Origin of the sequence: Clostridium sp. MF28, from assembly GCF_002969175.1 — a bacterium.
Lineage (GTDB): Bacteria > Bacillota > Clostridia > Clostridiales > Clostridiaceae > Clostridium > Clostridium beijerinckii.
Window position 1 is genome coordinate 4,736,342 of sequence record NZ_CP014331.1, and the last position, 19,038, is coordinate 4,755,379.

Below are 19,038 nucleotides of genomic sequence, written 5' to 3' on the forward strand. Positions count from 1 at the left end.
AAATAAAGTTAAATAGAATGAAAATTTGTTTTAGAAGCTGAAAAACCTATTAAATAGTTTTTTAGTCTTTGATATACAAGTTTTCATTCTATTTTTTTATTTTTTAGTATGTTGTATTTTTCTCAGAAACTTGTCATTTGTATCTTGCCACCTGTCACTAATGAAGACATTATCTTTAAATTATGATTAACATAATTTGTAATTCGTTTATTTATCTATGGATAAACAACTTAATAATTTTATTTACACTTTTCAATAAATACCATACTAGAAAGTAGAAACATTTTTATGCAGCAGGCATTGAAAATGAGCTGTTAAAAGCTCTTAAGTAGTGAACCCGAATCTTTGATTCGGTGTGAATCACTTACTCAGCGAACGTATGTGAGTCGAGTTTCCGCTAACGGTTGGTTCAACTAATGCTTGTCACAATGAAATTGGGAGCAAGCATTAGTGGTGCAACCTGCAATTTAGCACTTTCAGCGAAATTTTCATAGTCATGTGAAATAACAATGTTTCTACTTTCGGTGGATTAGTGCATAAGTCTACGTTATATATTGGTTATTTCTAAATTTAAATTACATAATTAAATTTAGAATAGAATGACTTAAAATTTATTCCACTTATTTTTAGCAAATTTATATAAGATAAAAGAATTTATTTTTACATATTAAGTTAGTTTTAAATATAAAAAAGAGTACAAAAAAATATAGTGTAAATAAATGTAAAAAGTTCAATTAAAAAAACAAAAAGATTTAATGTGATTGTGACAAATTTTTATGAGAAAGAAGTATATAATAAAATCCAGACAGACTGGAGGCGTTGAGATGGAAATTTATGTTGATACCTTGGTTTTGGAAAATTGCATAGTAAATTTCTTTTTGTTAACAGTAACTATGAAATGCATAAAGCATAAATGTAAGGTAATTGCGCTCTTAAGCTCCAGTTTATTGGGTGGAATTTATACATTGGTTTTAGTTATTCCACAGTTAAACATATTATCTTGTTTACCTATTGAATTAATTGTTGCGTTCATAATGCTCAGAATAGTGTATGGAAAAACAAATATTCTTAATATGATCAAGATTCTTATTATATTTCTAATGATGACATTTACTTTAAGTGGAGTATGTTTTCTATTTTCATTAAAGCAAAATTTATATTTATTAGGAACTACATTCAAAATAGAGAAGTATTCAATTAAATATATTATGCTAGGAGTAATGATTATGTATATAATTTTTAGCAGACTTGTGGAATACATTAGAGACAAGCTGTTTGTAAGGAATTTTGTTTTTGAGATTGAATTCAATATAGAAGGCAAGCAATATAGTATTAAAAGCTTTTTAGATACTGGAAATGAGCTTAGAGAGCCAATTACAAATCTTCCATGTATTTTAATTGAAGAAAATCTAATAAGTGATGTGGATTTTAATAGTATCAATACATATCATGTGCTTTACAGTTCAATAGGATATGGAGGAAGTCTTAAAGGTATAAAAGTTAACAACATAAAAATAAGCAATAATTATCATCTATATGAAGAAGTCGATGCAATAATATGTCCATGTAAAGAAAAATTAAGTAAAGAATGCGAATTTAATGCCTTATTATCAAGGGGAATAGTCTATAAGGGGGATATTTATGGAAAAGTTAGTTCTGTTTTTTAATAAATTATTATGTAAGTTCAAGTTGTTTAGAAAAAAATTATATTATGTAGGAGGAAATGATGCTCTACCACCACCATTATCAAAAGATGAAGAAGAAGATTTGGTAAATAAATTAAATGGTGGAGATGAAAATATAAGAAGTACTTTAATTGAAAGAAATTTAAGATTGGTTGTTTATATAGCAAGAAAATTTGAAAACACAGGTGTATATGTAGAAGATTTAATATCAGTTGGTACCATTGGATTAATAAAAGCAGTAAATACTTTTAATCCAGAGAAAAAGATAAAGCTTGCAACTTATGCGTCTAGATGTATAGAAAATGAAATACTTATGTATTTAAGGAGAAATAGCAAGATAAAAGCTGAAATATCATTTTATGAACCTCTTAATATTGACTGGGATGGAAATGAACTTCTGTTATCAGATATATTAGGAACTGAAAACGATACTGTTTATAATTTGATAGAAGATGAAGTAGATAAGCAGTTATTAGTTATGGCATTAAAGAGCTTAAATGATAGAGAAAAAGAAATAGTAAGACTTAGATTTGGTTTAAATGGAACAAGAGAAAAAACTCAAAAAGAGGTCGCGGATATGCTTGGAATCTCACAATCTTACATTTCTAGATTAGAGAAAAAAATAATTAAAAGATTGAAAAAAGAAATAAGTAGAATGATTTAGCTTGTCTTCAAGTATAAAAGTATTGCCTATCGGAGATAATGTTTAATGCAATGGATTATTACTTTCGAAGGGGTGAATACTTGTGATAATTAACAAAGTAGAAATATGTGGCGTTAATACTTCAAAACTCCCTATACTTAAAGAAAAAGAAAAGAAGCAGCTTTTTTTACAAATGCAAGCTGGAGATAAGAACGCAAGAGAAACTTTTATAAAGGGAAATTTGAGATTAGTACTTAGTGTTATTCAACGGTTTAATAATAGAGGAGAAAATATCGATGACTTATTCCAAGTAGGCTGCATAGGCTTAATGAAATCAATAGATAATTTTGATTTGTCTCAAAATGTTAAATTTTCAACTTATGCAGTTCCTATGATAATTGGGGAAATTAGAAGATACCTAAGAGATAATAATTCTATTAGGGTAAGTAGATCTTTAAGGGATATAGCTTATAAAGCTCTTATTATGAGAGAAAAATTTATAAAAGACAATAATAAAGAGCCTACTATATCGCAGATTGCAAAAGAACTTGAATTGCCAAGAGAAGAAGTTGTATTTGCGTTAGATGCAATACAAGATCCTGTATCACTGTTTGAGCCAATTTATCATGATGGAGGAGATGCCATTTATGTAATGGATCAAATAAGTGATGCAAAAAATACAGATGAACATTGGCTTGAAAATATTTCAATAAAAGAAGCAATGAAAAAACTTACTGATAGAGAGAAGCTTATATTGAATTTAAGATTTTTCAATGGAAGAACTCAAATGGAAGTAGCAGATGAAATTGGAATTTCACAAGCACAAGTTTCAAGATTAGAAAAAACAGCACTAAAGCATATGAGAAAACACGTATAAGAATGAGAGTTTAATAATATTATAATGGTGGGGGATAATTATGGAACTTGAATTACATTCACTCAATGCTATGAGAAGTATGGAAGTTATAGATATATTAACAGGAACTAAAATCGGGTTTATAAAAGATTTTAAGATAGACTGCGATGAAAATAAAATAGTTGCGTTAATATTACCAGGAGAAATAAAATCATGGTTTGCAAAAGAAGATGAAAAAGAGATTTTGTGGAGCGATATAGTAAAAATAGGAACAGATGTTATATTGGTGAAGGCAAAAGATAAAGAAAAAGTAAATGCAAACAATGTATAGCCATATTTCAAAAATATAGTTATAATAAGTATAGGTTTTGATATACGAAAGCAAAGAGGTGAATGAAAGTATGAAATGTCCATTTTGCGGATTTGAAGAAAGTAAGGTTGTTGATTCAAGGTCAACGGATGACAATACAACAATTAGAAGAAGACGAGAATGTTTAAAATGTAATAAGCGTTATACTACATATGAAAAAATAGAGGATTTTCCAATCCTAGTAATTAAAAAAGATTTAACTAGAGAAAATTTCAACAAAGAAAAAATAATTAACGGATTAATTATTGCATGTCAAAAAAGACCCATATCTAGAAAGCAAATCGAAGAAATAGCATATGATATAGAAAAAACAATATCTAATAGTATGCTCACTGAAATCCCATCAAATGAAATAGGGGAAATGGTTATGGCTAGATTGAAAGAGTTAGATGAAATATCATATGTAAGATTCGCGTCAGTTTATAGACAATTTAAGGATATAGATACTTTCCTAGAAGAAATAAAAAATCTTAGAACATAATCACATAATTAAGGATGTTGAAAAGTTTTCAATGTCCTTTTTATAATGAAAAATGTTATATATAAGTTAAACTTCAGTTAATAAAGATGCCAAGCAGCTAATAAAATGTTAATATTAAGTAAAGAATTAAAATGAATTAAATGGAACAAGGATTTTATTCTTATAAAAAGTATCTAGCTGTATATAAGAAGATTTCATGGTGGCTTTGTGACTTTTATTTTCATATACATTATTAAAAAAGTATTAATTTATTGGAGGATTAGAGTGAATACATTAGAGTTGAAAGACTTAGAAATTAAAGATGATTTTACAATAATAAATGGTAAAAAATTTGAAATTATATTCACAAATGCAGAAAAAGGAAGAAGTTTTAATAGAAATACAGAAGAGGGAGTTAGAGAATTAAATTCATTAAAAAAAGAATTTAATGCAGATAATATAATATATATAAAGCAAATTCATAGTGATAGAATATTAAAATATGAAGGTAATGGGAAAGATATTATAGATGAAGAGGGAGATGCAATAATAACAAATGAAAAAAATGTTATTATTGGGGTTTTTACTGCTGATTGTGTACCGGTTATATTGGTAGATGAGGAAAAAGAGGTTACAGCTGCGATACACAGTGGATGGAGAGGTACCTTCGAGTCTATTACATTGAAGACAATAGATAAAATGAAAAATGAATTTGGATCTGATGTAAGAAATATTAAGGCTTATATAGGACCGCATATTAGAAAATGTTGTTATGAAGTTTCAGAAGATTTAAAGCAGAAGTTTATTGAAAAGAAAGATACAATAAATGAAAAAGAGCTATTTAATGGAAATAATCTTAATCTTGAAGCGTGCATAATAGACGATCTAAGGAAATCTGGAATAAATGAGTGCAATATAAATAGTTTAGATTTGTGTACTTATTGTGGTAGTGATATTAAATTGCATTCATATAGAAAATCTCAGGGTTCCTATGGTAGAATGTTTTCTTTTATTATTTCACGTTAAGGGGGAAGATGAAATATGGCTAATGAAAAAATTTTGATTGTAGATGATGAAGAACATATAGTTGAATTATTACATTTTAATTTAGTTAATGCTGGGTATGAGGTTTTAAGTGCTAATAATGGTATTGATGCAGTGAAAATAGCTAAGGCTGAGAAGCCGAGCTTGTTATTGCTTGATTTAATGCTGCCAGGTATGGATGGATTTGATGTTTGTAAAGAAATAAAGAGAGATTCTGAAATGAAAAAAACATCAATAATAATGTTAACAGCTAAAGGCGAAGAACTTGATAAGATACTTGGGCTAGAACTTGGAGCTGACGATTATATAACAAAACCATTTTCGGTCAGGGAATTACTTGCAAGAGTAAAGGCAGTTTTAAGAAGAACAAGCTCATTTAATGAGGCAGAAGATGATGTTTATAATTCAGAAAATCTTAAAGTAGACTTTGAACGTCATGAGGTATATGTGAATGATAGAAAGGTTGATTTAACTTTAAAAGAATTTGAACTTTTACAAATACTAATAAAGAATAAAGGAAGAATACTCAAAAGGGAAACTCTATTAGATAAGATTTGGGGTTATGAGTATATAGGAGAAACAAGAACTGTAGATGTTCATATAAGATATCTTAGAAAGAAGATAGAAGAAGACGATAAAAATCCGAGATTTATTGAAACTATAAGAGGAGTAGGTTATAGATTTAACCCAGCTGAGTAAAAATGAAAAACAAAATATTAACTTCAGTTATTATAACTGTGCTATTTGCACTATTAATTGTAGCATCTTCTTTTATCACAATAATAAATTTAGAACAAATTAAAAATACAAAAGAACAACTTAGAAACATAAATTTGCTAGTTTCTGAACTTAATGATGTTACTGATATTAGTAGAAATGATTATGAAGAGTTAAAAGCATTAAATAATACGAAAATAAATGGTATAGACGTAAGATTTACCCTTATAAATGATAATGGAGTTGTCTTATATGATAATGAGCAGAAGAGTAGTGAAAATCATAGGGATAGAGAAGAAGTTAAGAAAGCAATGGAAACTGGTGAAGGGTATTCAAAGAGATACAGCGAGACAATTAAGTCAGACTTAATATATTATGCTACTAGGCTTAACAATAACTTTGTAATTAGAAGTTCTGTAAGCATAAATTCTGTTACTATAATACTTAAAGAAAATATTAAATATTGTTTTGGAATATTACTTGTGGTTATGCCATTTTCTTTATTTCTATCATTAAGACTAGTTAAAAAAATTATTGATCCAGTTAAAGAGTTAGAAAGTGTAACTTTGAAAATGACTCATGGGGACTATAAAATAAGAGCCAATATCAATACAAATGATGAGCTTGGGACTTTGGGAAATAGCTTCAATAATATGGCGGAACAGCTACAAATAAAGATTCGTGAAGTTATAGATAATCAAAATAAAATAGAATCAATATTAAAAAGTATGGAAAGCGGAGTTATAGCTGTTGATAATTGCAATATGGTAATTTCAATTAATCCGTGTGCAGAATCGTTACTTGGCATTAAAAAAAATATTGTAGGCGAATGTTTATTAGACCATATAAAGGACTATGATATAATCAGATTTTTAGAACAAGATGATGTAAATGATAAAGAAATAAAAATACGTCATCCAATAGAAAGGGATTTCAAAATTAAGAAATCAGCTATGGTAGATGGAATGGAAGGCGTAGGAAAGGTTATAACTTTTCAAGACATAACTGATATAAATAGAGTAGAACTTATGAGAAGCCAGTTTGTTGCCAATGTATCTCATGAATTGAAGACTCCGTTAACATCTATAAAGGGATTTGCTGAAACTTTAAAATTTGTTAAGGATGACGAAACAAGAGAGAAATTTTTAGATATTATAGATAAAGAAGCTGAACGATTATCAAGACTTATAAATGATATATTAGTGTTATCTAATATTGAAAGCAACTTAGCGGTTGATATGCATGAGTTCGAACCAGGGTCAGTAATTGAAGAAGTAATTAATATAATGAGAAAAACTGCGATTAATAAAAATATTAAATTAGAATTTAAAGATAATAGTAATGAGAAGATCTTTGGAGATAGAGATAAATTCCATCAACTAGCTTTGAATTTAATAGAAAATGCAATAAAATACTCTAAGGATACTTCCGGAAAAGTCGAAGTGTTAAGTTATAATGAAGATAAATATTATTGCTTAAGAGTAAAGGATAATGGATTAGGAATACCTAAGGAAGATATATCAAGAATCTTCGAACGATTTTATAGAGTTGATAAATCAAGAAAAAAAGGTGGAACAGGTCTTGGTTTAGCAATTGTAAAACATATTGTTAAAATTTTTAACGGAGAGATTTATGTTAAAAGTGAGCTTGGAGTAGGAACTTGTTTTGAAGTAAAAATTCCATATTTATAACAGATAATGCGCAAAGTGGTAAAAACTTTGCGCATTTTTTAATTATTATAAAAGGTATGTTAAATTTTCTTAACACCACTCTAATATAACTTAACAATTCTCTAATAATAGATTAACTAAATGGGTATATTATTAGATATGTAATAAGAAACAATTTAACCAACATAATTTATGTCGAATTTATTGATGGAGGGAATTTATAATGAAAAAAAGAACATTAAAGTTAATCGTAGGGGCTTTGTTAGTGACAGTTATAGGAAGTGCAATGGTTGGGTGTGGAAGCTCATCAAATAAATCAGAAACAGGTACAAAGACTGAATCAAGTGATAAAGTAAGTGGATCAATAACAATGAGTGGTTCATCTGCATTGCTTCCACTAATGGAACAAGCAATTGAAACATATAATAAGGAAAATCCAGATGCACAAATTAGTGCTCAAGCAGGTGGATCAGGTACAGGTCTTACTCAAGTACTAGATGGATCAGTAGATGTAGGAAATTCAGATATTTTTGCAGAAGAAAAATTAGATAAAGATAAAGCAAGTCAGTTGGTTGATCATAAAGTTGTAGCAGAAGGTTTTGGTGTTGCGGTAAGCAAATCACTTGGAATAGATAATTTAACATCAGCTCAAATTAAAGATATATTCTCTGGAAAGGTAACTAACTGGAAAGAAGTTGGAGGACCTGATAAGCCAATATTATTAGTTCATAGAACAGCAGGTTCTGGAACAAGAGCAACATTCGAAAAGGTAATTCTTGGTGGAGATAAATCAGCAGAAAACGAATCATTAGGAGTAACTCAAGATTCAAATGGAGCAGTTTTAAGTGCAATGAAACAAAATGATGGTGCAATTAGTTATTTAGGTCTTGCATATATGAACACACAAGAAGCTAAGGATGCTATAAAAATAGTAAAACTTGACGGAGTTGCAGCTGAAAAAGCAAATATATCTGATGGATCATATAAGTTCTGGTCATGGGGACATATGTATACTAAAGGCGAAGCAACAGGAGTAGCTAAGAGTTTTATAGATTATGTTACAAATAAAGTTGATAAATCAGTTTTAGATAATTTAGGATTTGTTTCAGGAAGTGAAATGAAAGTAAAATAATTTCAATTAAGGGATGAGTAAAGATGGAAAAAAGAAGTTTTAAAGAAAGGCTTAAAAATGAGTATTTGGGCCAAGGCTTTGCAGGGCTATGTGCAATATTAATAATAGTGATAACAATATCAATCATAGTATTTATAGCTTCAAAAGGGATAAGAATATTCACAAAAGATGGATATAGTGTCGCAGAATTTTTATTCACAAATAATTGGAAGCCAAACAAAGGTGGAGAGCCTTCCTTTGGAGCTCTCGCTTTCATCTTAGGGTCAACCTTAGTATCAATAGGTGCAGTAGTTATAAGTGCACCTATTGCTATTGCTTTGGCGATATTTGTGAATGTCATATCAAGCAAATTTGGGAAAAAGATAATTAAACCTTCATTAGAAGTATTAGTTGGAATACCTTCTGTTGTTTATGGTTGGGTCGGTATTTCTGTGTTAGTACCATTTATAAAAGGAAGTTTTGGAGGAATGGGATTTTCTTTAATCGCAGGGATTTTAGTTTTATCACTAATGATTTTACCAACTATAGCAACGTTATCTATAGATGCTATAAAAACAATACCTCAAGATCATATTGAGGCGTCATATGGCCTTGGAGCTACAAGGTGGCAGACGATTTATAGAATAATAGTTCCAGGCGCCAAATCAGGGATATTAACAGGTGTAGTACTTGGTATTGCAAGGGCTTTTGGAGAAGCGTTAGCAGTTCAAATGGTAATTGGTAACACTGTAAAGATACCTGATAGTATCACTTCCTCAATGGCAACATTAACAAGTATAATAACAATGGATATGGCTAATACTGTCGGCGGAACGCCATGGAATGATGCCTTATGGACATTAGCATTAATTTTACTTGTGATTTCTTTTATATTTATAGTTATAGTAAGAGTAATTGAGAAAAGGAGTACGGTATAATGAATGCAAAAAAAGTAGATAAAATTGCGACAGTTATATTTTATATAATAAGTATGTTCATAGTGGTTTTACTTGGTGCATTTATTTTATATATTTTATATAAAGGTGGAAGTATGTTAAAACCGTCATTCCTTTTTGGTAATCCAAAGCTTACAGGAGCAGGAGGAGGAATAGCACCGCAATTATTTAATTCATTTTATATGCTTGTTATTTCTTTGGTTATAACAATTCCTATTGGTGTTGGAGCGGGAATTTATTTGGCAGAGTATGCTAAAGAAGGACCTATTCTTAAATTTATAAGAATGTCCCTTGAAACAATGTCTTCACTTCCATCTATTGTTATTGGTATGTTTGGATTATTGGTTTTTGTAAATATGGCGGGATGGGGATATTCAATACTTGCAGGTGCTTTATCTGTGAGTATATTAAATATACCTTCAATGACTAGAATTTCAGAAAATGCAATAAATACAGCAAGTAAAAGGGTTAAGGAAGCATCTTTGGGGCTTGGAGCAACTAGATGGCAAACATTAGCGAAGCTTACAGTTCCGACAGCTATGGGAGAGATATTAACGGGTATAATACTAGCAGCAGGAAGAATTTTTGGTGAGGCAGCAGCATTTTTATATACTGCAGGATTAAGTTCTAAAAATTTAAATTTCAATACCATAAGTATGGCTGGGAACAGCTCAGCATTTTCACTTTTTAGACCAGCAGAAACTTTAGCTGTCCATATATGGAAGCTAAATTCAGAAGGCGCAGTGGTTGATGCTGCTCAAATAGCTAACGGAACAGCGGCTGTGCTTATAATAGCAGTTCTCTTATTCAATGTTTGTGCAAGGTTAATTGGAAATAGATTGATGAAAGCTTATAGTGGGAAGTAGGAGATAGTTATGAATATTATAGAAACAAAAGATTTATGCTTATATTATGGTGATAATCAGGCTCTTAAAGATATAAACATGTCCATAAATAAAAATGAAGTTACAGCACTCATTGGACCTTCAGGCTGCGGAAAATCAACTTTCCTAAGAACTTTAAATAGAATGAATGATTTGATTGAGATCGTAAAAATAACTGGGGAAGTGTTTTTTGAAGGTAAGGATATATATAAGGACTATGATGATATATATTTAAGGGAAAGAATCGGAATGGTATTCCAAAGACCAAATCCATTTCCAATGTCAATTTATGATAACATTGCGTATGGACCTAGAATACACGGCACAAAAAATAAGAAGATCTTAGATGAAATAGTAGAAAAAAGCTTAAGAGGAGCAGCGCTTTGGGACGAGACTAAAGATAGGCTAAAATCAAGTGCGCTTGGAATGTCAGGTGGGCAGCAACAAAGATTATGTATTGCTAGAACACTAGCGGTTTCTCCAGAAGTAATTTTGATGGATGAACCAACATCTGCATTAGATCCAATATCAACTGGAAAAATGGAAGAACTTATGGATGAATTAAAGAAGAAATATACAGTTATCATTGTAACTCATAATATGCAGCAAGCAGGAAGAATAGCTGATAAAACTGCATTCTTTTTAAATGGAGAAGTTATAGAGTTCGGAAAAACAGAAGACATATTTTATAATCCAAGAGATAAGAGAACAGAAGATTATATTACAGGTAGATTTGGCTAAAAGGGGGCAATGATAATTATGACAAGGGGATCGCAGGATACAAGAGTAAAGAATATAAATAGAGAGCTGCTAAAAATGTCTAGTCTAGTTGAAAAGCAAATATATGAGAGTTTGCTAAGTTTAAAAAAATATGATCTAGAAAAGGCTGAGCAAGTTATTAAGAATGATGATATTGTTGATGATATGCAAAAAATGATAGAAGAGGAATGTATCAAATTTATAGCAACTGAACAGCCGCTTGCAACAGATTTGAGGAGAGTATTTACAGCATCTAAAATAGTGACGGATTTAGAGAGAATGGCAGACTATGCAGTAGATATATGTAAGATAACAAAGAGGATTGGGAAAAAGATAAGCTCATTTGAAAAAGGTTCAGAAGAATTATGGGAGATGGACGATAAAGTTAGAGCTATGATAAGAGCTTCTGTAGATTCATATATTAACGAAGATGAGGAAATGGCATATAAGGTTTGCGAAAAGGATGATGAAATAGATGCATTCTATAAATCTTTATTCTCCACTTTGATTAACTCAATAAAAGTAGATGAAAAGCTGCTTCAGGAAGGAACTCAATTACTGTTTGCAATAAAATACCTAGAGAGAATAGGAGATCATGTAACCAATATATGTGAATGGACTATTTTTTCAAAAACAGGTTCCTATGTTGATTTAAATGAATAAGGTATAAGTATTATAAAGTGTCCTTAATTTATTGAGGACATTTTTATCATTTGGCTATGAATTTCTTGACTTAGGTATTATATTAATGTAATATGAAAAAAATAAATTGAAAGCATAAATGAAATATATCATATAATAAAATGATTCATAGTAGTTAATCGGAAATTTAATAAGAATCTAGTTAATGATTATTTTTTATATGTAACTAAGGTGTAATTAGGTGTAAACGATAAATTTAAGTATGAAGGGGCAATGGAAGAATGACAAGAGGATCACAAGATACTAAAGTAAAAAATATAAATAGACAACTAGTAATTATGGCAGACTTAGTAGAAAAGCAAATATATGAAAGTATGCTGTGTTTAAAGAATTGTGACGTAGAAGCAGTAGAAAAAATTATTAAGGCTGATGATAAAGTTGATGAATTGCAAAAAATAATTGAAGAACAGTGTATTAAATTTATTGCATCAGAGCAACCTCTGGCAACAGATTTGAGAAGAGTATTCACTGTTTCTAAAATAGTGACAGATTTAGAAAGAATAGCAGATTATGCAGTGGATATTTGCAAAATAACTAAAAGAATTGGCAAAAATGTTAATTCTCTTAAAAAGGTTTCAGAGGATTTATGGGATATGGAAAGAAAAGCAAGATATATGATAAAGGCATCTATAGATTCTCACGTTAATGATGATGATGAAATGGCATATAGAATTTGCAAAAAAGATGATGAGATAGATACTATATATAGATCCTTGTTTGCTTCTTTTATTAAAGCAATAAAAAAAGATGAAAGCTTACTTCAAGAAGGAACTCAATTGCTATTTGTAATAAAGTATTTGGAAAGAATAGGAGATCACGTAACTAATATATGTGAATGGACTATCTTTTCAAAAACAGGAGCTTATGTTGATCTAAATGAATAGTAGTATATAAATGTAGGAAAATGTTCTTTTTATTAAGAACATTTTTTATTCTCTAGGAAATTATATTGTTGGATAATCTGTGGATAACTTATAAGAAAGGCTGATTTAGAAGGCTGGCTTTTAAAAGAGAATAAAAAAGAAAATATATTCGCCTGCATAAAATGTTCTTATATGCAGCATAGCTGCCATTTCTGATGTGCAGATTTTTCTCACATGCGTTCGAAAAGGCAGATGCGTAAAAAAATCTCCGGCTCCACAGTCGCCTGCGATTTTGTTCTTTCAATTGTTTAAATATGTTTTAACAATATGAATTGTTGACTTAACTAAGGGTTTAATGTAATATAACAAAGATAAGAATGTTATAATAAGGGGTGAAAAAATGAAAAATATTATAACAAAAGTAACCTCTAATGGAATTGCAGAGGAAGTCGGGATAGAAGAAAATGATATCTTAGTATCTATAAACAATAAGGAAATAAATGATATCATAGATTATAAATTTTTATCTGCAGATGAAGAGATTGTTTTAGAGATAGAAAAACCTAGTGGTGAAATATGGGAAATTGAAATTGAAAAAGAGTATGGTGAAGACATAGGAATAGAATTTGGTGGAGGCATCATGGATAAGGCAAAATCATGCAGTAATAAATGTATATTTTGTTTTATTGATCAGCTGCCTAAGGGAATGAGAGAAACATTATACTTTAAAGATGATGATTCAAGATTGTCATTTTTACAAGGAAATTTCGTGACATTAACAAATATGAAAGATGAGGACATTGATAGGATAATAAAATATCATATAAGTCCAATTAATATTTCTGTACATACAACTAATCCAGATCTAAGGGTTGAAATGCTAAATAACAGATTTGCAGGCAATGTTCTTGAAAGAATGCAAAGGCTAGCGGATGCAGGTATTACAATGAATGCACAAATAGTTTGTGTTCCAGGAATAAATAATGGAAATGAATTAAAAGAACAATTGAAGATTTATATAAACTTTATCCAGAAGTTTCAGATGTAGCAGTAGTTCCCATAGGTATCACAAAGTTTAGGCAAGGACTTAAGCATGTTAATACGTATACAAAGGAACAATCTATTGAGGAAATCAATAATATTAAAGAATTGCAAGATACATATATTAAAGAAACTGGTAAGCCATTTGTGAGATTATCTGATGAATTTTATTTAGTCGCAGATAAAGAAATTCCAAATCAGGAATTTTATGATGATTATCATCAAATAGAAGATGGTATAGGAATGGTTAGGTGTTTTAGAGATGCCATAGATAGCACTTTAGATGACTTGGATTTAAATATGAAGGGAAGCTTTTCTATAGTTACAGGAGAGCTGGCGTATAATGAATTGCTTGAAGCCAGCAATAAAATTAAATGTAAAAATCCTAAGATACAGCTTGATGTCTACAAAATAGTGAATCATTATTTTGGAGAAACTATTACTATAGCAGGACTTTTAACTGGAACTGATATAATAAATCAGATGAAGGGAATAATAAATAGTAAGTATTTAATAATGTCTAATAACATGTTTAGAAAAGGCTACGAATTATCTGATTCTAATGAGCAGATAATGCTGGATGATATTAAAATTAAAGATATTGAATCAGCTTTAGATGTCAAGGTAATAGTAGTTGACTACACAGGTGAAGATTTAATAGAAAAACTTAATGAGGCATATGAAGAAAAATAGACTAGCATGCTGGCTTGTTATTTTTGAATATGTCTAAATATAAAGAGGAGGAATTTTAATGGGTAAACCGATAGTTGCTATAGTTGGAAGACCGAATGTTGGAAAATCAACGTTATTTAATAAATTAGCAGGGAAAAGAATTTCAATAGTTCAAGATACACCAGGGGTTACAAGGGATAGGGTGTATGCAGAGGCTGAATGGCTGAGATATAATTTTACTATGATAGATACAGGTGGTATTGAACCAGAGAATAATGATATTATTATAAAACAAATGAGAAGACAAGCAAATATTGCAATTGAGACAGCTGACGTAATAATATTTATAGTTGATGGTAAAGAAGGATTAACTGCTGCAGATAATGAAGTGGCTACTATGCTTAGAAAGAGCAAAAAACCAGTAGTTTTAGTTGTTAATAAAGTTGACAATTTAAAAGATGAAAATAATGCGTATGAATTTTATAATTTAGGAATAGGCGATCCTATGGCAATATCAGCAGGGCAAGGATTAGGACTTGGTGATATGCTTGATGAGGTAGTTAAGCATTTTGATAAATCTATTTATGATGAAGAAGAGGATGAATATATCAGAATAGCTATGATTGGTAAACCTAATGTAGGAAAGTCTTCTTTAATTAATAAATTACTTGGAGAAGAAAGAGTAATAGTTTCTGATATTCCAGGAACTACAAGAGATTCAATAGATAGTCATTTAGAAACAGAGGAAGGTAAATTTATTTTAGTTGATACGGCTGGTCTTAGAAGAAAGAGCAAGGTAAAAGAAGAAATTGAGAGATATAGTGTTATAAGAACTTACGCTGCAATAGAAAGAGCGGACGTGTGTATACTTATGATTGATGCAACAGAAGGAATTACAGAACAAGATGAAAAAATAATAGGTTATGCTCATGAATTGAGAAAGGCTATTATGGTTATTGTTAATAAGTGGGATTTGGTTGAAAAAGATGATAAAACTTTAGATAAATTTAAAAAGGATCTTCAATCAAATTTAAAGTTCTTAAGTTATGCTGAATACTTATTCATCTCTGCACTAACAGGACAAAGAACTAATAAAGTGCTTAAGTTAGCAAGATATTGCTATGATAATTACAATAAGAGAATTTCAACAGGTATATTAAATGATGTTATAAGTAAAGCTGTACTAATGAAGGAACCACCTATCGTTGGAATTAAGAGAATGAAAATCTACTATGCAACTCAAGTTGCAACTAAACCGCCTAAATTTGTGTTCTTCATAAATGATGAAAGTGCAAGACACTTCTCATATGAAAGGTATTTGGAAAATCAATTAAGAGATAGTTTTGATTTCAAAGGAACTGGAATACAAATTGAATACAGACAAAGAAAGGAATAGTTATGAGTAAAATTACTTTTTTAGGAGGAGGAAGCTTTGGAAGTGCCTTAGCTGTTTTACTTGCAGAAAAAAATAATGTTGTTAATATATACGATAGAGATAAGAATGTTGTTAATGAAATAAACATTAAGAGAACAAACGAAAAGTATATGAAAGATTTTGCAATTCCTAAAGGAGTAACTGCATTTAATAGTATTGAAGAAGCAATAGATGGTGCTGATTATATAGTTTTATCAGTACCTTCCCATGTAATTAGAAGTATGTGTATAGCTATTAAAGGGAAAATCCCTAGAGATATTCCAATAATATCTATTGCAAAAGGTATTGAGGAAGATACAGATAAAAGATTATCAGTTGTAATTGAGGAAGAATTAGATAATCCAGTTGTAGTTTTATCAGGACCAAGCCATGCGGAAGAAGTTGTAATGAAGATACCAACTACAATAGTTAGTACATCTAAAGAAATGAAATTTGCAACTGATATTCAAGATTTATTTATGACACCATATTTTAGAGTCTATACTAATGACGATATAATAGGGGTAGAAGTTGGTGGCGCTGTAAAGAATGTAATTGCGTTAGCTGCAGGAGTTATAGATGGCCTTGGGTATGGAGACAATACAAAAGCTGCACTTTTAACTAGGGGGATGAAGGAAATCTCTAGAGTTGGGATAGCACTTGGTGGAAGAGCGGAAACTTTTTACGGATTAACCGGTATGGGAGATTTAATAGTTACTTGTACATCTATGCATTCTAGAAATAGAAGGGCTGGTTTACTTATAGGTAAAGGTATGTCTCTTGAAGATGCTTTAAAAGAAGTTGGAATGGTTGTTGAAGGAGTAAAAGCTTGCAGAGCATTTTATCAACTGAAGGAAAGAATAGGTATATCAATGCCTATAACAGATGGGCTCTATAAAGGATTATTTGAAGGAAAGAATGCTAAGTTTATTATTGATGAACTCATGAACAGAGACAAAAAGAGTGAATTATTTTAATATTTTTAGTATTGTAATATGAGTATACTTTAGGGATTTATATTTAAGTTATTTGTACCAGCTATATAAAAAAGATTGATTTTTTATATAGCTGGTTTTGTATTTTCAAATATTAGTAAATTGTAGTCTAATTAAATTCCTCAATAGGTTGTGTGAAAAGTTCTTAGGCTACTATTTTTTTATTCTTTTTCAATTATGCCTAATGTTAATGTTTAATTTTAAAGATAGGAATTTTAATAATATTTTAATCATATATTTAGTGATTAGAATTGTGTTAAAATTTTTTATTTATTATATTTGTATATTTTAAATAAAGCATGAATATATATATATTGGAAAAAAGAATATGGGAGGGAAAAATGTGGACAATTTTAACATATACAAAGATATAGCCGATAGAACCCAAGGGGACATATATGTAGGAGTCGTAGGACCAGTTAGGACAGGGAAATCTACATTTATCAAAAAGTTCATGGATCTTATGGTAATACCTAAAATTGATAATACTTATAAAAAGGAAAGAGCAAAAGATGAGTTACCACAGAGTGGCTCAGGAAAAAATATTCACACAACAGAACCTAAATTTGTACCTAATGAAGCAGTAGAAATAAATTTAGGGGATGAAATAAAATTTAAAGTAAGGATGGTTGACTGCGTAGGATATATTGTAAAAGGAGCATTAGGATATCTAGATGGTGAAGAAACTAAAATGGTTCATACACCATGGTATGATTACGAAATACCTTTTGAGGATGCAGCAGAAATTGGGACAAGAAAAGTTATAAAAGACCATTCAACAATAGGATTAGTAATTACAACTGATGGAAGTATAACTGGAATAGATAGAAATGACTATGTAGAACCAGAAGAAAGAGTAATATATGAATTACAGTCACTAAATAAACCGTTTATTGTAGTTCTTAATACTAATAAACCTAATTCTCAAGAAACTAAGGCATTGAAAAAAGAATTAGAAGATAAATATAATGTAACTGTTCAAGTTATGGATGTTTATAATATGGAAGAACAAGATATCGAAGATTTATTTAAACACGTACTTAAGGAATTCCCTGTAAAAGAAATAAATATTGATATGCCTGAATGGTTAGAAAAATTGGAATGTAACCATTGGCTAAAAAAAGACTTTTTCAACATAATTATGAACATGAGTCAAGATGTCTCTAAGGTAAGAGACATAAAATACTGCTTAAATGATTTTGAAAATGAAGACTTTATGGGAAAAGCAACCATAAATGAAGTTGATTTAGGTAGTGGAACAGCAAAAATATCTATGAAACCTAAGGATGGAATTTTCTATAAGGTTCTTAGTGAGATATGTAATTTAGAAGTTGGTTCAGAAAGTGACTTACTAAGCATAATAAATGACCTAAGTCATGCAAAATGTGAATATGATAAGGTTAAAGATGCATTAGAAGATGTAAGAGAGAGTGGTTATGGATTGGTTGCACCACAACTTTCAGAAATGAAGTTTGAGGAACCTGAAATAGTTAAGCAAGGCAATAAATATGGTGTTAAATTAAAGGCAAGTGCTCCAAGCTTACATCTTATAAAGTGTGACATCAAAACTGAGATAAGCCCTATAATGGGATCAGAAAAAGAATCTGAAGAACTAGTAAAAGGCCTTCTAGAACAATTTGAAACAGATCCAGCCCTTCTTTGGCAAAGTAATATGTTTGGAAAATCTTTAGAAGTGTTAGTAAAAGAAGGATTACAAAATAAGCTATATAAAATGCCAGAAGATGTTCAAGTTAAGATTCAAAAAACTTTGCAGAAAATTATTAATGAAGGTAATGGTGGATTAATCTGTATAATACTTTAAAAAATCTGATATAAAGATTTTTATAATTTAATCCTAACAAAGTGTTGATTTTATATTGTAGTTAAGTAAATTAGTTATATTAGTGATACTACATATTAGGCATAATCAAGAGAATAACGAATGCATATGCCAAACCTATTTTCAAGTACATGGGGGGCTTGCCTCACTGCAATCTATGAGCAAGTGATTCACACCTCAACCATAGGTTTGGCTTCCTAGCTCACGGAGGCAGAGAACCAAAATAGGCTAGATATAAGAGGAATCTGCTTCCATGCCTAATGAAAATAATCATGGTATCTTGGGTTCGTTTTTCTCGTATATGCCTTATGTATTGTAAAGTAATAAAATCAACACTTTTTTTACCATGATTTTTT

The 19,038-nt window shown here is 29.9% G+C and carries 17 protein-coding genes and 1 pseudogene; all 18 read left to right on the forward strand.

The features are described 5' to 3' along the window. Positions 1 to 824: 824 nt before the first annotated feature. The 18 genes and pseudogenes from AXY43_RS20785 (at position 825) to spoIVA (ending at position 18,664) form a co-directional block, all read left to right on the forward strand. Entirely contained in the window at positions 825 to 1,667 is an 843-nt protein-coding gene (locus AXY43_RS20785; protein WP_023973358.1) for a sigma-E processing peptidase SpoIIGA, read from the forward strand. Next, entirely contained in the window at positions 1,642 to 2,349 is a 708-nt protein-coding gene (gene sigE / locus AXY43_RS20790) for an RNA polymerase sporulation sigma factor SigE (RefSeq protein ID WP_011968460.1), read from the forward strand. Before AXY43_RS20785 ends, sigE begins: the two co-directional genes overlap by 26 nt. An 82-nt stretch (positions 2,350 to 2,431) precedes the next feature. Beyond that, a complete protein-coding gene (gene sigG / locus AXY43_RS20795; RefSeq protein ID WP_011968461.1) occupies positions 2,432 to 3,205 on the forward strand; it encodes an RNA polymerase sporulation sigma factor SigG in 774 nt (257 codons plus the stop codon). 40 nt (positions 3,206 to 3,245) lie between these two features. After that, positions 3,246 to 3,515 carry a YlmC/YmxH family sporulation protein gene (locus AXY43_RS20800; RefSeq protein WP_011968462.1) on the forward strand — a complete coding sequence of 90 codons (270 nt, stop codon included), beginning with the start codon at positions 3,246 to 3,248 and terminating at the stop codon, positions 3,513 to 3,515. 70 nt (positions 3,516 to 3,585) lie between these two features. Next, entirely contained in the window at positions 3,586 to 4,035 is a 450-nt protein-coding gene (nrdR, locus tag AXY43_RS20805) for a transcriptional regulator NrdR (protein WP_011968463.1), read from the forward strand. Between the two features lie 264 nt (positions 4,036 to 4,299). Beyond that, positions 4,300 to 5,040, forward strand: a complete 741-nt coding sequence (pgeF, locus tag AXY43_RS20810) for a peptidoglycan editing factor PgeF (protein ID WP_105412102.1) — start codon at positions 4,300 to 4,302, stop codon at positions 5,038 to 5,040. 15 nt (positions 5,041 to 5,055) lie between these two features. Beyond that, positions 5,056 to 5,757 carry a winged helix-turn-helix domain-containing protein gene (locus AXY43_RS20815; protein ID WP_011968465.1) on the forward strand — a complete coding sequence of 234 codons (702 nt, stop codon included), beginning with the start codon at positions 5,056 to 5,058 and terminating at the stop codon, positions 5,755 to 5,757. Positions 5,758 to 5,759: 2 nt separating this feature from the next. Then, positions 5,760 to 7,466 carry a sensor histidine kinase gene (locus AXY43_RS20820; protein WP_105412103.1) on the forward strand — a complete coding sequence of 569 codons (1,707 nt, stop codon included), beginning with the start codon at positions 5,760 to 5,762 and terminating at the stop codon, positions 7,464 to 7,466. A 202-nt stretch (positions 7,467 to 7,668) separates the two neighbouring features. After that, the gene (locus AXY43_RS20825; protein WP_077868359.1) at positions 7,669 to 8,577 is read left to right on the forward strand and encodes a phosphate ABC transporter substrate-binding protein; all 909 of its coding nucleotides are present in this window, start codon (positions 7,669 to 7,671) and stop codon (positions 8,575 to 8,577) included. A gap of 23 nt (positions 8,578 to 8,600) precedes the next feature. Then, positions 8,601 to 9,494, forward strand: coding sequence for a phosphate ABC transporter permease subunit PstC (pstC, locus tag AXY43_RS20830; protein WP_105412104.1), 894 nt, complete (start codon positions 8,601 to 8,603; stop codon positions 9,492 to 9,494). Further along, positions 9,494 to 10,378 (forward strand): phosphate ABC transporter permease PstA, encoded by an 885-nt coding sequence (gene pstA / locus AXY43_RS20835; protein ID WP_011968469.1) that lies wholly within the window; start codon positions 9,494 to 9,496, stop codon positions 10,376 to 10,378. The genes pstC and pstA overlap by 1 nt, the downstream gene beginning before the upstream one ends. A 9-nt stretch (positions 10,379 to 10,387) precedes the next feature. Continuing rightward, positions 10,388 to 11,137, forward strand: a complete 750-nt coding sequence (gene pstB, locus AXY43_RS20840) for a phosphate ABC transporter ATP-binding protein PstB (RefSeq protein WP_011968470.1) — start codon at positions 10,388 to 10,390, stop codon at positions 11,135 to 11,137. A gap of 18 nt (positions 11,138 to 11,155) precedes the next feature. Further along, a complete protein-coding gene (gene phoU, locus AXY43_RS20845) occupies positions 11,156 to 11,818 on the forward strand; it encodes a phosphate signaling complex protein PhoU (protein WP_011968471.1) in 663 nt (220 codons plus the stop codon). A gap of 260 nt (positions 11,819 to 12,078) precedes the next feature. After that, positions 12,079 to 12,741 carry a phosphate signaling complex protein PhoU gene (phoU, locus tag AXY43_RS20850; protein ID WP_039772305.1) on the forward strand — a complete coding sequence of 221 codons (663 nt, stop codon included), beginning with the start codon at positions 12,079 to 12,081 and terminating at the stop codon, positions 12,739 to 12,741. Between the two features lie 379 nt (positions 12,742 to 13,120). Then, positions 13,121 to 14,454 (forward strand): annotated as a pseudogene (locus AXY43_RS20855) (DUF512 domain-containing protein). 58 nt (positions 14,455 to 14,512) lie between these two features. Then, positions 14,513 to 15,829 carry a ribosome biogenesis GTPase Der gene (gene der / locus AXY43_RS20860; protein WP_039772301.1) on the forward strand — a complete coding sequence of 439 codons (1,317 nt, stop codon included), beginning with the start codon at positions 14,513 to 14,515 and terminating at the stop codon, positions 15,827 to 15,829. Between the two features lie 2 nt (positions 15,830 to 15,831). Beyond that, positions 15,832 to 16,824, forward strand: coding sequence for an NAD(P)H-dependent glycerol-3-phosphate dehydrogenase (locus tag AXY43_RS20865; RefSeq protein ID WP_105412105.1), 993 nt, complete (start codon positions 15,832 to 15,834; stop codon positions 16,822 to 16,824). 361 nt (positions 16,825 to 17,185) lie between these two features. Next, positions 17,186 to 18,664, forward strand: a complete 1,479-nt coding sequence (spoIVA, locus tag AXY43_RS20870) for a stage IV sporulation protein A (RefSeq protein WP_011968476.1) — start codon at positions 17,186 to 17,188, stop codon at positions 18,662 to 18,664. Positions 18,665 to 19,038: the final 374 nt, after the last annotated feature.

Excerpts from the sequence above, each read along its gene's own strand:
- sigE (WP_011968460.1), top strand. The coding sequence starts at position 1,642 with ATGGAAAAGTTAGTTCTGTTTTTTAATAAATTATTATGTAAGTTCAAG.
- AXY43_RS20825 (WP_077868359.1), top strand. The coding sequence starts at position 7,669 with ATGAAAAAAAGAACATTAAAGTTAATCGTAGGGGCTTTGTTAGTGACA.
- pstC (WP_105412104.1), top strand. The coding sequence starts at position 8,601 with ATGGAAAAAAGAAGTTTTAAAGAAAGGCTTAAAAATGAGTATTTGGGC.
- AXY43_RS20785 (WP_023973358.1), top strand. The coding sequence starts at position 825 with ATGGAAATTTATGTTGATACCTTGGTTTTGGAAAATTGCATAGTAAAT.
- AXY43_RS20815 (WP_011968465.1), top strand. The coding sequence starts at position 5,056 with ATGGCTAATGAAAAAATTTTGATTGTAGATGATGAAGAACATATAGTT.
- AXY43_RS20820 (WP_105412103.1), top strand. The coding sequence starts at position 5,760 with ATGAAAAACAAAATATTAACTTCAGTTATTATAACTGTGCTATTTGCA.
- pstB (WP_011968470.1), top strand. The coding sequence starts at position 10,388 with ATGAATATTATAGAAACAAAAGATTTATGCTTATATTATGGTGATAAT.
- phoU (WP_039772305.1), top strand. The coding sequence starts at position 12,079 with ATGACAAGAGGATCACAAGATACTAAAGTAAAAAATATAAATAGACAA.
- AXY43_RS20865 (WP_105412105.1), top strand. The coding sequence starts at position 15,832 with ATGAGTAAAATTACTTTTTTAGGAGGAGGAAGCTTTGGAAGTGCCTTA.
- der (WP_039772301.1), top strand. The coding sequence starts at position 14,513 with ATGGGTAAACCGATAGTTGCTATAGTTGGAAGACCGAATGTTGGAAAA.
- nrdR (WP_011968463.1), top strand. The coding sequence starts at position 3,586 with ATGAAATGTCCATTTTGCGGATTTGAAGAAAGTAAGGTTGTTGATTCA.
- phoU (WP_011968471.1), top strand. The coding sequence starts at position 11,156 with ATGACAAGGGGATCGCAGGATACAAGAGTAAAGAATATAAATAGAGAG.
- pstA (WP_011968469.1), top strand. The coding sequence starts at position 9,494 with ATGAATGCAAAAAAAGTAGATAAAATTGCGACAGTTATATTTTATATA.
- AXY43_RS20800 (WP_011968462.1), top strand. The coding sequence starts at position 3,246 with ATGGAACTTGAATTACATTCACTCAATGCTATGAGAAGTATGGAAGTT.